Source organism: Nannocystis sp. (assembly GCF_016714285.1).
Lineage (GTDB): Bacteria > Myxococcota_A > Polyangia > Nannocystales > Nannocystaceae > Nannocystis.
Genome location: NZ_JADJNN010000027.1, coordinates 25,134 through 38,959, shown reverse-complemented (window position 1 = coordinate 38,959; position 13,826 = coordinate 25,134). Strand labels below are relative to the sequence as shown.

13 protein-coding genes and 1 pseudogene are annotated in these 13,826 nt (G+C 70.2%); 11 read left to right on the top strand and 3 right to left on the bottom strand.

Features of this window, described 5'->3' with window-relative positions:
* The first annotated feature begins 40 nt into the window (after positions 1-40).
* The 7 genes and pseudogenes from IPJ59_RS30845 (at position 41) to trhA (ending at position 8,591) form a co-directional block, all read left to right on the top strand.
* On the top strand, positions 41-2,899 hold the full coding sequence (locus IPJ59_RS30845; RefSeq protein WP_293274607.1) for a DNA methyltransferase: 2,859 nt from the start codon (positions 41-43) through the stop codon (positions 2,897-2,899).
* A gap of 61 nt (positions 2,900-2,960) precedes the next feature.
* On the top strand, positions 2,961-4,397 hold the full coding sequence (locus IPJ59_RS30840; RefSeq protein WP_293274605.1) for an amidohydrolase family protein: 1,437 nt from the start codon (positions 2,961-2,963) through the stop codon (positions 4,395-4,397).
* A gap of 97 nt (positions 4,398-4,494) precedes the next feature.
* Entirely contained in the window at positions 4,495-4,890 is a 396-nt protein-coding gene (locus tag IPJ59_RS30835; RefSeq protein WP_293251832.1) for a hypothetical protein, read from the top strand.
* A gap of 20 nt (positions 4,891-4,910) precedes the next feature.
* The gene (locus IPJ59_RS30830) at positions 4,911-5,462 is read left to right on the top strand and encodes a hypothetical protein (RefSeq protein ID WP_293274604.1); all 552 of its coding nucleotides are present in this window, start codon (positions 4,911-4,913) and stop codon (positions 5,460-5,462) included.
* Between the two features lie 173 nt (positions 5,463-5,635).
* Positions 5,636-7,003 (top strand): annotated as a pseudogene (gene eutB, locus IPJ59_RS30825) (ethanolamine ammonia-lyase subunit EutB); the annotation flags it as partial.
* Positions 7,004-7,008: 5 nt separating this feature from the next.
* Positions 7,009-7,884 carry an ethanolamine ammonia-lyase light chain EutC gene (locus IPJ59_RS38320; protein ID WP_366524727.1) on the top strand — a complete coding sequence of 292 codons (876 nt, stop codon included), beginning with the start codon at positions 7,009-7,011 and terminating at the stop codon, positions 7,882-7,884.
* A 47-nt stretch (positions 7,885-7,931) separates the two neighbouring features.
* Positions 7,932-8,591, top strand: a complete 660-nt coding sequence (gene trhA, locus IPJ59_RS30815) for a PAQR family membrane homeostasis protein TrhA (RefSeq protein WP_293274600.1) — start codon at positions 7,932-7,934, stop codon at positions 8,589-8,591.
* A gap of 73 nt (positions 8,592-8,664) precedes the next feature.
* Here trhA and IPJ59_RS30810 read toward each other — a convergent pair whose 3' ends face one another.
* A complete protein-coding gene (locus tag IPJ59_RS30810) occupies positions 8,665-8,841 on the bottom strand; it encodes a DUF1328 domain-containing protein (RefSeq protein WP_293251837.1) in 177 nt (58 codons plus the stop codon).
* 239 nt (positions 8,842-9,080) lie between these two features.
* On the opposite strand from IPJ59_RS30810, the gene IPJ59_RS30805 reads away from it, so the two are divergent.
* Positions 9,081-9,854 carry an SIMPL domain-containing protein gene (locus IPJ59_RS30805; protein WP_293251839.1) on the top strand — a complete coding sequence of 258 codons (774 nt, stop codon included), beginning with the start codon at positions 9,081-9,083 and terminating at the stop codon, positions 9,852-9,854.
* 69 nt (positions 9,855-9,923) lie between these two features.
* Here IPJ59_RS30805 and IPJ59_RS30800 read toward each other — a convergent pair whose 3' ends face one another.
* On the bottom strand, positions 9,924-10,364 hold the full coding sequence (locus IPJ59_RS30800; protein ID WP_293251841.1) for an MAPEG family protein: 441 nt from the start codon (positions 10,362-10,364) through the stop codon (positions 9,924-9,926).
* 152 nt (positions 10,365-10,516) lie between these two features.
* On the opposite strand from IPJ59_RS30800, the gene IPJ59_RS30795 reads away from it, so the two are divergent.
* Both IPJ59_RS30795 and IPJ59_RS30790 read left to right on the top strand, forming a co-directional pair.
* The gene (locus IPJ59_RS30795) at positions 10,517-11,002 is read left to right on the top strand and encodes a hypothetical protein (RefSeq protein ID WP_293274598.1); all 486 of its coding nucleotides are present in this window, start codon (positions 10,517-10,519) and stop codon (positions 11,000-11,002) included.
* Between the two features lie 41 nt (positions 11,003-11,043).
* A complete protein-coding gene (locus tag IPJ59_RS30790) occupies positions 11,044-11,574 on the top strand; it encodes a zinc ribbon domain-containing protein (protein WP_293251845.1) in 531 nt (176 codons plus the stop codon).
* A gap of 96 nt (positions 11,575-11,670) precedes the next feature.
* Here the strand turns inward: IPJ59_RS30790 and IPJ59_RS30785 are convergent, their stop codons facing one another.
* On the bottom strand, positions 11,671-12,936 hold the full coding sequence (locus IPJ59_RS30785) for a radical SAM/SPASM domain-containing protein (RefSeq protein WP_293274597.1): 1,266 nt from the start codon (positions 12,934-12,936) through the stop codon (positions 11,671-11,673).
* A 191-nt stretch (positions 12,937-13,127) separates the two neighbouring features.
* Between IPJ59_RS30785 and IPJ59_RS30780 the strand changes: the two genes are divergently transcribed.
* Complete coding sequence (locus tag IPJ59_RS30780; RefSeq protein ID WP_293274596.1) at positions 13,128-13,820, top strand: site-2 protease family protein; 693 nt, start codon at positions 13,128-13,130, stop codon at positions 13,818-13,820.
* Positions 13,821-13,826 lie beyond the last annotated feature (6 nt).

The window sequence follows — 13,826 nt, the reverse complement described above, 5'->3', positions numbered from 1 at the left end:
CGGTCATCGTGCTATGGTCCGCGCCCGCAGGTGAGCCAAGATGACGCTGTCGAATGACCTCGCCGAGTTCGTCCAGTGGACCGACCAGCATATCGAAGGCGACGAGAAGGGCGAGGCCCAGGTCTTCCTCGACCGCCTCTTCAAGGCGTTCGGACTTGGAGGTGTGCACGAGGCCGGCGGTAAGCTCGAGGCCCGGATCCGCCGCAAGGGCAAGGCGATCTCCTTCGCCGACTACATGTGGAAGCCCGTTGTCCTCATCGAGATGAAGAAACGGGGCGAGCCACTGAAGAAGCACCAGGCCCAGGCCTTCGACTATTGGATCGACGCCGTCCCGCACCGCCCCCGCTGGGTCGTGCTCTGCAACTTCGATGAGTTCTGGGTCTACGACTTCGACACTCAGATCCACGATCCGATGGACATTGTCACCTTGAAGGACCTCCCCAGGCGGCACGGGGCGCTGGCCTTCCTGCAGCCGGACAACCCTGCCCCCACGTTCAAGCACGACACCGAGGGCGTCACCCGCAAGGCCGCCGACCTGCTCGCCCAGTGCTTCAACAGCCTGACCCACCGCGGCGTCGCCCGTCAGACCGCCCAGCGCTTCATCCTGCAGTCGCTCGTCGCCCTCTTCTCGGAGGACATCGGCCTGCTCCCTAAGTACACGTTTTCGAAGGTGCTCAACGATATCACCAGGGTCGCCGATTCATATGACCTGATCGGCGGCCTCTTCGATGCGATGAACACCCGGGGGATCACCTCTGGCGGTCGCTACAGGGGCGTCGACTACTTCAACGGTGGCCTGTTCGCCGCCCCGGCGCGGCTGGAGCTGACGATGGTCGAGGTCGGGCTACTGTGTGACGCCGCGGCGAAAGACTGGACTCAGGTTCGTCCCGAGATCTTCGGCTCGATCTTCGAGCACTCGATGGATCGTGAGGAGCGGCACGCATTCGGCGCCCACTTCACGAGCGCCGCCGACATCATGCGCATCGTCCGGCCAACGATAATCGATCCGTGGCGCGAGGTTATCGAGAACGCGACGACGCAGAAGCGACTCGATGAGCTGCGCGCCAGGTTGTGGAGCCTGCGGATCCTGGACCCGGCGTGTGGGTCGGGGAACTTCCTCTACGTCGCCTACCGTGAGCTGAAACGCCTCGAGAGCCGGCTCATCGAACGACGCGCGGAGCTGTCCTCCAAGAAGGCGACGAGCCAGATCCAGTTCGGATTCGTCAACGCGGCCCAATTCTACGGCCTCGACATAGACCCCTTCGCGGTCGAACTGGCCAAGACCACGATGATGATCGCACGCAAGCTGGCGATCGACGAGCTCAGCCTGTCCGAACCCGCCCTGCCGCTCGACAACTTGGACGCGAATTTTCGGGCTGGCGATGCCCTGATCGACTCGGAGGGCGACCCGGTCGAGTGGCCGCCGGCCGACATCATCATCGGTAACCCGCCGTTCCTTGGCGCCAAGCGCCTCAAGCCGGAGCGCGGCGACGCATACATCAAGCAGGTCCGAAGCGCCTTCAAGGGCGTCGGCGGCATGACGGACTATTGCGTCTATTGGTTTCGCAAGGCCCACGCCCACCTCGGGTTGGCCACCGCCGAAAACCCCTTCACCGGGCGCGCCGGACTCGTCGGCACCCAGAACGTCCGCAACGGGAAGTCACGGGAGGGCGGGCTCGACTATATCGTCGAGCACAACGGCGCGATCGTCGACGCGGCCGACAACCTACCCTGGTCCGGCGAGGCCCAGGTCCACGTCGCAATCGTCAATTGGGTCAAGACCAAGGACCCGGCGCTGCTTCCGAAGACCCGGCGCCTCTGGCAATACGACGACCGCAGCGAACTCGAGAGCTTCACCGATGTCGAGCAGATCTATTCGTCGCTCTCCAGCGACGTGGATATCTCCCAAAAGCAGCCGCTCGCCGTCAACAAGAAGCCCAAGCAATGCTATCAAGGAAAGGTACAAGGCTACGAGGGCTTCATCCTCACCGCGGCGGCCGCAGCAGCCGTGCCTGCGGCCTCGCGCCCCGTCGTTCGCCCGTGGTCCGTGGGTGGTGACCTCATCAACGGCAAGGGGATAGACCGCTACGTGATCGACTTTCGGAACATGGAGTTGCTCGAGGCCAGTAAGTACAAGTGGGCATTCGACCACGTCAAGGCCCGTGTGCGTCAGGATGTGTTGGCCAAGGCCGTGGCCGCCAAGGGCACTGATATGGCCGAGGCGCGCAAGGAGCATGCCGATCGCTGGTGGCAGCTATGGAACCGGCGTGACGAGCTCGATGCTCGCCTCGACGCGATGAAGCGATTCGTGGGCTGCCCCCGCGTCGGTCGGCGTCTGATCATGGTTTTCGTATCCACCGACATCGTCCCGAGCGACCTCGTGCAGGTCTTCGCGTTTGCGGACGATTATTCGTTTGGCATTCTCCAGAGCGCGGCGCACCGTGAGTGGTGGCGCAAGAGCTCCCGGATGAAGATCGAGACCGACGTGCGTTACGGCGTGCGCGAGGTCTTCGAGACCTTCCCCTGGCCGCAGGCCCCGACAGAGCGGCAGGTTGTGGCCGTGGCCGAGACCGCGCGCGAGGTCCGGGCCGTCCGCGAGAAGCTAGTCAAGGGTTCGACCGATGGCATCCGCGAGTTGTATCGCACCCTGGAATTAGGCGGTAAGAGCGCTCTGCGGGACGCCCACAAAGCCCTCGACGCCGCGGTCCGCCAAGCCTATGGCTTCGCGCCCAAGTTCGATCTGATTGCCCGCCTGTTGCAGCTCAACAGGGAAGTGGCGGTGCGGATCACAAAGGGCCTGCCCGTCACTGCCCCTGGGATTCCGGGCGACTGCCAAAAGACCAAGGGATTGATCTCTTCGGATTGCATCCGCGTCCCCGGCACGTCCGCTCGTCAGTGATGACCAGCGAGTTGCACGATCCCGGCGACAGGCCCCCGCTGGCCAGGCTAACGTACCGCCGATGCTCCCTCGCTGGCTCCGCCGCGCGCTGTGGCTGCTGCTCCTGCTCATCCTCGCGGTCGCCGCCCTGGCCCTGCGGATCGCGTGCAGCTTCGAGACCCTGCCCGTGTGGCCGCTCGCCCAGCTCGGCCCCGTTGAGCCGCAGCTCGTGTTCCGCGACGTGCGTGTCTTCCCGGCCACGGGCCACGAGTTCCTCGAGCACCAGGACGTCCTCGTGCGCGCCGGCCGGATCGCAGCGCTGACACCCACCGGCGGCCCGCTGCCGGACGGGCCAACGCGGATCATCGAGGGGAACGGCACGCAGACGCTGCTGCCGGGCCTGATCGACGCGCACGTGCACCTGCTCTCGAGCGGCGGTGCCCCGTGGCAGGCGTACCACTTTGCCCCCGAGCACAACCTCGAGGCGCACCTCTACGCCGGCGTGACCACTGTGTTCGACCTCGGAGGTTTCCCGGGCCAGCTCGAGGAGCTCGCGACAAAGGTCGAATCAGGCGAGCTGCCAGGCCCGCGGATCTTCCACACCGGTTCCCCGATCACCGCCCCAGGCAGCCACCCATTGCCGGCCGCCCAGGCCCTGCTGCCGTGGCCTGCAGGCCAGTTGCTCGGGTTCATCATCCCGACGGCGGCGACCCCTGCCGAGGCGCGAGCCGCTGTCGCAGCGATGGCAGCCGAGCCGGTCGACTACGTGAAGGCGATCTGCGAGCACATCCCGGCCGAGTCGCCGGCGATGGACGAGGCCACGCTGTCGGCCGCGATCGCGGCGGCGCACGAGCACGGCCTCAAGATCTTCGTGCACGTCGGCGACGCCAAACAGGCAGTGATGGCGGCGCAGGCGGGGGCGGACGTGCTGGCGCATGGGCCTCGCGATCGCCTGAGTCCGGAGCAGGTCGCGGCGCTCGCCAGGACTGGCGTCCCGATCGTGATGACCATGGCGGGATGGCTCGGGGTCCACGAGATCGGCGCTGGCACCTACGAGCCGTCCGCGCTCGATCGGGCGATCACGCCGCCGGAGCTGCTGGACGCGGTGACCGGCGGGGCCGGACGGCGGCTCGACGTGACGCCGCCGATCGGGGCGATGGCCCGCGAGGTCGACCCGGCGGTGATGCGAGGCAACGCGCGGGTGTTGTACGAGGCCGGCGTGCCGCTGCTGATCGGCACGGACAGCGCGCTGCCGGGGGCGTACCCGGGCGGTGGTCTTCACGAGGAGCTGCGGCTGCTGCACGCGGCCGGGGTGCCGGTGAGCGAGCTGCTGCTGGCCGCGACCTCGCGAGCGGCGGCGATCGTGGCGGCGCAGCCAGACTTCGGGCGAGTCGCGCCGGGCCTCGCCGCGGACCTGCTGCTGGTCGAGGGCGATCCGCGGGAGGACATCGGCGCGCTGACGCGGATCGTGAAGGTCATCCGGGCGGGTCGGGTGGTGCAGCGGCTCGATCGGCCGTGACGTGTCCTCTTGCATGTCGAAGCAACGCGGCGCGATGCGGCGCGGCGCGACCTCGTGCATTGACCTCGCGGGGCGGAGGAGGCGAGCATCGCGACCGATGCAGCTCAGTGACTTCGTTAACCGTATCGCGGTGGCCCAGGGCTGGCCGCTGCGCAGCGACGCCTCCGGGATCCGCGTTGAGGTCGGCACCCAGCCGGGACGCACCCAGGTCGTGCAGATCATCCAGGGCCAGGACGCGGAGCAGGACCCGATGGTGTTCCTGTGGTCGACGGCCGGCGACGTGTCGGCGGTGCGTGACCTGGCGGCGCTGATGCGCTTCTCGATGAAGCTGTCGTACGGGTGCGTGGCGATCCGCGAGCGCGAGGTCGGGGTCAAGCACTCGCTGCGCATGGCGGCCGCCGACGAGCTGAGCCTGCGCAAGTCCATCTTCTACGTCGCCCGCGCCGCCGACATGCTCGAGGCAGAGGCGTACGGCGCGATCGATCGTCAATGAGCCGCGGAGACCGCAAGTCCATGTCAAACACCCGAAGCAAATTCCTGGCCGCCGTTGGCGGTCTCTGTCTGTCCCTCTCCCTGATCGCCTGCGGGCCGCCGACGCTGCAGGGCGCCGAGTCGCGCTACACGGGGAACCGCGACAAGCTGTCGGCGATCATCACCCGCAAGCCGCAGGCGAAGGCGGAGATCGAGGCGAAGATCGCCGAGTTCGCGGCGGAGTTCGAGAAGGCCGGCAAGGAGACGCCGGAGGAGAAGAAGATCGCGGCGATCGGGGCCCTCAGCGCGCGGATGGAGAGCTACATCGAGCAGCTCGAGCCGAAGCCGAAGGACGCCAAGGCCGGCGGCGCCGCGGCGCCGTCCGACAAGCTCGACACCAAGACGCCGCCGCCGCCCTCGGGCCCGGCGACGAGCCCGAAGCTGGGCGACCCGCCGCCGGTGAGCGCGGCGGGCTCGGGTGGCATGGGCGGGGCGGCGACGCCGACGCCCGCGGCGACGCCGACGCCGACGCCGACGCCCGCGGCTGCACCGGCACCCGCGGCTGCGCCGGCCGGGGGCATGGGCGGGATGTGACAGTGACCCGCCGGGTCGGCCCGGCCCGGCGGGATGTGACAGCGGCGGGATCCGGCTGGATGTGACAGCGGGGACACGCCGGGCCGAGCTCGCCGGGATGTGACAGTGGAGGCCGGGCGTGCCCGGGGGATGCGGGCTGTGACAGCGCGGTGCTGCGGGCGTACGATGTCCGTATGCAGCGCGTTGTCTCGACGGAGAGCCGGTCGTCGGCGCCCTGGCTCCCGCCCGCGATGGCGGGGGAGGATCTGTTCGCCTATCTGACGCGCGTGCGTGGCGGCTTCGATGAGGCGCTGTACCGGCGGGTGGTGGGGGCGGCGAGCGCGTTCAAGGAGGGCGACGCGGTGCTGGGGCTGGCGGCGCCGGACGACGCGACGCGGGCGACGGCGCGGGGGCTGCTGGCGGCGACGCGGGTCGGCGAGCTGCAGGCGCGGCCGCTGTTTGAGGATCGACTGTACGCGGCGCTGCTGGCTGACCTCGACGCGGGGGTGTGCGAGCGGATCGCGGGCTGGACGCTCGGGGCGTTGAAGGAATTTCTACTCACCGCGGAGGAAGCGGCGATCCACGCGATCTTGCCGGGGCTGGCGAGCGACGTGATCGCGTGCGTGGTCAAGCTGATGAGCGACGCGGAGCTGACGGCGCTGGGGGCCCGCGTGTACCACCCGCTGCCGGGGCGGACCCTCGGGGCGCGCGGGTACCTGAGCGCGCGTCTGCAGCCGAACTCGCCGACCGACGATCCCGAGGACATTCGCTGGCAGGTGTTCGACGGGTGGTCGTACGCGGTCGGCGATCTGCTGCTCGGGACCAACCCGGTGTCGAGCGACCCGGACAGCGTGGCGGTGGTCGAGGCGACGCTGCACGAGATCCGGACGAGCTTCGGGGTGGAGGACCTGCTGCCGCACTGCGTGCTGGCCCACGTCGACGTCCAGGCGGAGGTCGAGGCGCGGGCGCCGGGCAGCACGGGGATCTGGTTCCAGAGCCTGGCCGGGAGCGACGCGGCCAACGCGACCTTCGGGGTGTCGCTGGGGTCGATGCTGCGGCGGGCGAGCGAGCGGGGCGGGAAGTACGGCATGTACTTCGAGACAGGTCAGGGGGCGGACTGCACGAACGGGCACGCGGCGGGGGTGGACATGGTGGTCCACGAGGCGCGCAAGTACGGGTTTTGTCGCCTGCTGACGAGGGCGGTGGCGGCGGCCCAGATCGCGGCCGGGCGGGCGCCGGCGCCGTGGGTGCACGTGAACGACGTCGCGGGCTTCATCGGCCCGGAGGTGTTTCGCAGGCGCGAGCAGCTGATCCGCTGCTGCCTCGAGGACATCGCCATGGGCAAGCTGCACGGGCTGACGATCGGGCTCGACGTGTGCTCGACGCTGCACATGGACGTCGACCTCGATGACCTCGAGCTGTGCCTCGACGCGGTGGCCGCGGCGGGGCCGGCGTACCTGATGGCGCTGCCGACCCGGAACGACCCGATGTTGGGGTACCTGACGACGGGTTTTCATGATCACCTGCGCCTGCGCGCGCGCACGGGGCTGCGGGTCGACGAGGCGATGTGGGGGTTCTTTCGCGACGTGCTCGAGGTGGTCGACGCGGAGGGACAGCCGACCTGGCGCTTCGGCCAGCCGCTGCAGGTGTTCCTGCGCTACCAGCGGGCCCGCGGCGACCTGCGCGAGGAGGCGGAGATCCTGGCCGAGGGGCGCGAGCGGATGGCGGCGGTGCAGGCCCGGGGCGTGCCGCTGGTGGTCGGCAGCGGGGCGCAGCCGTGGTTGTTGCCGGGGGCGGAGGAGGCGACGCTGCGGCGCGACTACGCGGACGCGAAGCGCTGCCTGTGGGCCGAGTGGGACGATGCTTTCCTGGCGCGGCTGCCGGGGCGCTGGTGCTGCGCACGCAGGCGGGGGATCGCGAGGATTACATCCGGCATCCGCCGCGGGGCGAGCGGCTGTCGGCGGAGGCGCTGGTGGAGCTGGATGTGTTGCGCGGGGAGTATGCCGGGGCGTACGAGCTGCAGCTGGTCGTGTCGGACGGGCTCAGTCCGATGGCGATGATGGACGACGGGCACCTGCTGCCGTACCTCGCGGCGGTGCGGGCGGGGCTCGGGGCGGCTGGCTGGCGGGTGGCGCCGCGGCTGCTGGTGCTGCGGGCGGGGCGGGTGCGTGCGGGCTATCAGGTCGGGGCGGCGCTGTTCGGCGACGCGGACGATCGCAAGGGTCGGCGGGTCATCGTGCACGCGATCGGCGAGCGGCCGGGCACATCACACCATAACTTCTCGGTGTATGTGACCGCGGCGGCGCCGCTGGTGTGGGCCACGCCGGGCGCGGTGGATCACCCGCTCACACGGGTGTTGTCGGGGATCTCGGACACCGCCTGCACGCCCGAGCGGGCCGCGGCGCAGACTGTCAAAGTTCTGTCACAACTGGCGCCGCGCTGAGGCCACACCCCTTCACGCGCGCGCGGTCCGACGTACCATCCGCGCCGGTGACCGCGACCATGCATTCGGCCAGCTCGTCGATCGTGCGCCCGCGTCTGCGCGGCGTGGCCGACATCTACGCGACGATGGTTGCGTTGCCGGCGGTGGTCGCCCTGGTCGTGGCGGCGCGCCCCGGCGCGGCGACGCTGGCGGCGGCCGTGTACGGGTCGGGCCTGCTGGTGCTGCTGGTGGGCAGCGCGCTGTATCACCGCCCGAGCTGGCCGGTGCGGACCTTCCTGCTGCTGCGGAAGATCGACCTGGCGAACATCTACGTGATGATCGCGGGATCGTGCACGCCGCTGGCCTACGCGATCACGCCGGGGCCGGGGCGATGGTTGCTGCCGGCGATGTGGATCGCGGCGGCGCTGGGGGTCGCCAAGGCGCTGCTGTGGTCGCGCGGACACCGGGCGATCAACGCGGGGCTGTACGTGCTGATGGGCACGCTGACCTTGCCGTGTCTGTCGGCGTTGAAGGCGGCGGTGAGCCCCGCGGACTTTCGCCTGCTGGCGGCCGGGGGGCTGCTGTACTTCGTCGGCGCGGGGGTCTACGCGCTGCGCTGGCCGAACCCGCGGCCGATCGTGTTCGGCTACCACGAGATCTTCCACTTGTTCGTGTTCGCGGCGGCCGCGGTGCACTACGCGGCGATCTGGACGATCGTGACGCGCTAGTACGTCCGGGGGTCATGAGCGATCGGCGACGTCGTTGGCGCTGCCGATCGTTCGCATCTGCTGTGTCGAGGTGCTAGCCGGCGATCTTCTTGCCGGCGAGCAGGCCGAGCACGAGCATCAGCACGAAGACGCCGAGGAACACGTAGAAGAGGATCTGGGCGACGCCGGCGGTGGCGTGCGAGATGCCACTGAAGCCGAAGATCGCGGCGATGATCGAGATGATGAAGAAGATGAGGGCCCAGCGAAGCATGGTGGTTTCTCCTGGGTCCGTCTGTGGCGCAGGCGGTGAGGAACGCCAGCGCGGGCGCGGTGGTGGTGAAATTCGGGCCGTGGCGGGGCCGTGACGGGTTTTGCGGGCTGCTTGCGCACGCCACGCGCGGGGCATTGCTGGCAAAGGTGGCAAACGCGGAGGACGGACATTGCTGCCAGGTCGGGAGGATTTACGCAGGTCTTACGGAGGGCGTGGGGGCGAGGCCGTAGGCTGCTCGAATGATCAAGGCATCGGTTTGTTGGTTGGCGTTGGTGTCACTGGTCGGGTGCGTCGCGGAGCGTCCGCGCTGTGACGAGGCGGTGGTGCACGAGCTGCCGGTGGCGGGGGCGGTGGAGCCGGTGGCGATGCCGCTGCCGGGGCGCACGATCTCGGTGCAGGGTGACGCGGAGGTGTTGACCGCGCCGGACCGCTTCGTGATCACGGTGGGCTTCGATGTGCAGGCGTCGACGCTGGCGCGGGCCCGCGACGACAGCCGCGGGCGGGCGGCGGCGTTGATGCAGGTGGCGATCGATCACGGGGTCGCGGAGCGCGACCTGCAGAGCGAGCACTTGTCGCTGCAGCCGCGCTACGAGGGTTACGGTCAGCCGGGCGGGCAGCAGCTGATCGGCTATCAGGCGTCGCGCGGGCTGACGGTGACGCTGCACGAGCTCGACCAGGTCGAGGGGCTGCTCTACGACATGCTGGCGGCGGGGGCGAACCGGGTTGACCGGGTCCAGTTCGAGAGCAGCGCGCAGAGCCTGCGGCGCAGCGAGGCGCGGGTGTTGGCGGTGAAGGCGGCGCGGGCCAAGGCGGAGGCGATGGCGGCGGCGCTGGGGCAGACGCTCGGTGAGCCGCTGCGGGTGGAGGAGCAGACGACGCCGAGCTGGAACGTGCCGGCCGCCAACATGATGCTCAACAACGACTCGGTGGCGCAGCTGAGCGCGACGGTGGCGGGCGGCAAGCTGCGTGTGCACGCCGGGGTCTCCGTCGTGTTCGCGTTGCGGGCCGCCTGAGGACTCGGCACGCCGGCGCCGGGTGATGCCGGCGCCGGCGTGTCGTGTTCGCGATGCGTCAGGTCTGGCTCAGGCCATGAACAGGGCGCGCAGGATCTCGACGATGACGGCGACGGTGGCGAGCAGGCCGACCCCGTAGCTGAGCGTGCGCCAGGGCTGGATGCCGTTGAGGTAGCAGACGGAGTAGATCAGGCGCGCGCCGGTGAAGGTGCCGAAGAGGATCTGGGCCTCGAGGGCGGCGGGTCGCAGCAGCACGAACACGAGGCCGAGCAGGAGGAAGGTGAGCGAGTTGTCGAGGGTGTTGCGGTGGGCTCGCAGCACGCGGGCGACGGTGTCAGGGTCGTGCGCGACGACCTGGGCGCCCTTGACGACGGTGCGCGCGTCCTCGGGGTTGGGGGTGGTCTTGGTCTTGCCGCGGGTGCCTCCGCTGAAGTTCCAGAGCACGAGGATGTTGAGCGAGTTGACGACGACCGCGAGGGCGTAGGCGACGAATACCGGGTCCTTGTTCATGAGGAGCCTCCGCGGGGATCATAGGCCAATCGCGGGCGCAGCGATTGCGGCGCGGGCACGCGCCCCCGCCTCTGGCCATGGGGTCCTGGGGGCGCAGTTCACCGCCTGGCGACGTTGACCGGGTATGCGTGGCGTGCGAGGCTGGCGACCCTATGGCACCCCCGCTGCTGCCGATCACCCGCCTCATCGCTTGCCCGGTCTGCGCCGAGCACATCAAGTCGAACGAGTCGATCTGTCCCCACTGCGGCGGGCAGGTGCGCGGCGCCGACGGTCGGGTGCTGCGGGGCGCGTCGGCGGTGCTGATGGGGCTGGCGCTGTCTGGTTGCCCCAACAAGGAGCCCGACTCGACGACGACCGGCGAGAGCGGCACGGCCTCGAGCAGCGGCGGCGACACGGACACGGATACGGACACCGACAGCGGGACGACCGTGATCCCCGAGCCGGAGTATGGCGTGCCGGTCACCACGAGCGTCTCGGGCGAGCCGGACTACGGCGTGCCGGCGACGGACTCGGTGTCTGATTCGGTGTCTGGAAGTACGACGGGCATGGACACCGATACGGACACCGATACTGATACCGATACCGGGACCGGCGGGACCGGGCCCGAGCCGCTTTATGGCGCCGGCGCGGCCCAGTGACGGCTTGACGCGGGAGGCTCGCGCGTGATGTCCTGACGGACATGGCTCCGCCGCTCTTACCAATTACGCGTCTCGTGATCTGCTCGGCCTGCGCCGAGCACGTGAAGTCCTCGGAGGACGTGTGCCCGCACTGCGGGGCGGTCCTCGGCACCCGTCATGGGCTGCTGGCCCGCGCCGCCGGGGTCGCGCTGGCGGGCATGATGATCGCGTCGTGCAACGACGGCAAGGACACCACCGCGAGCGCGACCGAGGGCGCGAGCAGCAGCAGCGGTGGATCGGGCTCGAGCAGCGGGTCGACGACGGGCACGAGCACCAGCATGCCCATGTCGTCGGGGATCAGCGACAGCCAGGGTGAGGCGGCCTACGGCGTGCCCACCACGGACTTCACGACCTTGCCGCCGGATACGGACGGGCCGAGCACCGGGACGACGACGGACACCAGCGGTACGGGCAGCAGCGGCGACACGGACACGGGCACGAGCACGATGACGGGCGGGCCCGAGTACGGCGTGCCGGACACGAGCGGCGGACCCGAGCCTGACTACGGGGTGCCGGGCACGGGCACGACTTGAGGCTCTTGCCGGACACGCGGGCACGGCCTGAGGCTCTTGCCCGCGTGCCGTCGCGTGCGACCCGAGCCTGACGACGGGGTCGCGGGCACGTGCGGCTCAGGCCGGATGCAGGATCGGCAGGCGGGTGCGCGGGCGCTCTGGCGGTTCGGGGGTGGCGGGCCAGGGCTCGACGGCGAGCTCGAAGCAGCCGAAGTCGTAGGGATCGCCGGGGGCGCGGGTCTTGTGGATCAGGCGCTCACGCAGGCCGTCCTTGCGAAATTGGCTGGCGCGGTAGTAACAGAAGGGCATGTTGCCGCGGCGGCCGAGGGTGCTGTGGGCCGTGAAGGAGCAGCCGGCGCGGCACACCTCGGCGTAGTAGCAGCCCTTGCAGAAGCCCCACAGCTCGCTGTCGTCGCGGTTGCGGGTGAAGGCGATGACGTCGCTGTGGGCCCAGATCTGCTCGAGCGAGAGGTCGCGGACGTTGCCGCCGGCGTAGGGTCCGGTCGGCAGCGAGGGGCAGCCCTTGATCGTGCCGTCGGACTCGATGCCCATGACGAACTTGCCGGCGCCGCAGCTCTGCCAGTGGCTGTCGCCGCTGCCGGGGCGGGTGCGCAGCAGGGCCTCGTGCGGGCCGTAGTAGCCCATGTTGTTGCCGAGGCGGACGTGGAAGGCGCGCTCGCTCGGGAGGGTGCGGGCCCGGGCGTCGTCGAGGCAGGCGCGCTGGATCTCGGCGAGGGTGTCGATGACCTCGAGGATCATCCAGGGCTGCAAGATCCAGTCGGGCTCGTCGGCGGCGCGGCCCATCGGCGCGGTCAGCTGGGCCCGCCACACCGCGACGCCGGCGGCCTTGAGCAGGTCGGCGGTCTCGCGCAGGTGGTCCTTGTTGCGGCGGTTGATCTGGGTGTTGCTGGTGACGACCATGCCGGCGGCGCGGGCGTTGGCGATGGCGGCCAGCGCCGAGGCGTGGCTGCCGGGGCTGGCGCGCAGCTCGTCGTGGGCCTCGGGTGGGCCGTCGACCGAGACGCCGATCGCGGCCAGGCCGGCCGCGCGCAGCTTCTTGGCGCGGTCGGGCGTGAGGCCGCGGCCGCCGGTCTGCATGGTCACGCGGATGCCCCCGTCGCGCAGGTGCGAGATGAGGCGGTAGCAGTCGCCGCGCAGGTAGGCCTCGCCGCCGATCAGGGTGACCTCGCGGGCGCCGAGGCGGATGACGCTGTCGGCGACGGCGAGCAGCTCCTCGGTGTTGAGCTCGTCGGGCCTGGCGGCGGGGCCGGCACGCGAGCCGCAGTGGGCGCAGGCGTGGTCGCAGCGCAGGGTCGTCTCCCACACGACGTAGATCGGACGCGGGGCGTCGAGGTCAGTGGGGCGGAGCGCACGCACGGTCATGAGGGCAGGATAGCGGGTGTTCGCGGCGAACGGGGAGGGGGCTGCGGGGCGGCGCTGTGGTGCATCTGGAGTTCGCGTTGCTGGCCGCGTTCGGGCGAACGGGGAGCCTCTGCGGGCCAGGGCCGCGCCGTTGACGGGGCGAGGGCCGGCTGCTAAAGCCTCGGGGTCGCGCCTGCGGGCGCTCCGGCGCCGTGGATCGCACCTTCACCAGCTTTTCCGCGTTCGTGCTGCTTGGCGTCGTGGCGGCCGACCTGCGCCAGGCGCTGATTTTTGTGGTGTGCCTGGTGGTGGCGACGGCGTTCCATGAGTTCGCCCACGCGTTCGCGGCGGACCGCCTCGGCGACCCGACGCCCGGGCGCGACGGCCGGCTGACGCTGAACCCGCTGGCCCACGCGGACCCGGTCGGGACGATCGGGCTGCCGCTGATGGCGGGGCTGCTGCACCTGCCGCTGTTCGGCTGGGGCCGGCCGGTGATGACCCAGCCGCGCTTCTACACGCGGGGCATGAGCATGCGCGCCGGGATGGCGCTGGTGTCGTTCGCGGGGCCGCTGGCCAACGTTCTCCAGGCGACGGTGACGCTGCTGGCGATCAAGCTGCTGCTGGTCGCGGGGGTGGAGCACAAGGGGCTGTTCGAGGTCCTGGTCCTGTTCTTCACGCTCAACCTGACGCTGGCGGTGTTCAACCTGCTGCCGGTGCACCCGCTCGACGGCGGCAAGATCCTGGCCTGGGCGCTGCCGGCCCGCTTCAGCCACATCGACGACACTCTGGCCCGCTACGGCTGGACGATCTTGCTGGCGTTGATGCTGATCCCGGGCCTCTTGCAAACCCTCTTCACGCCGGTGGGCATCGTCCGCGACTGGGCCCTGCGCCTGGTCGTCGGTTGAGACCGA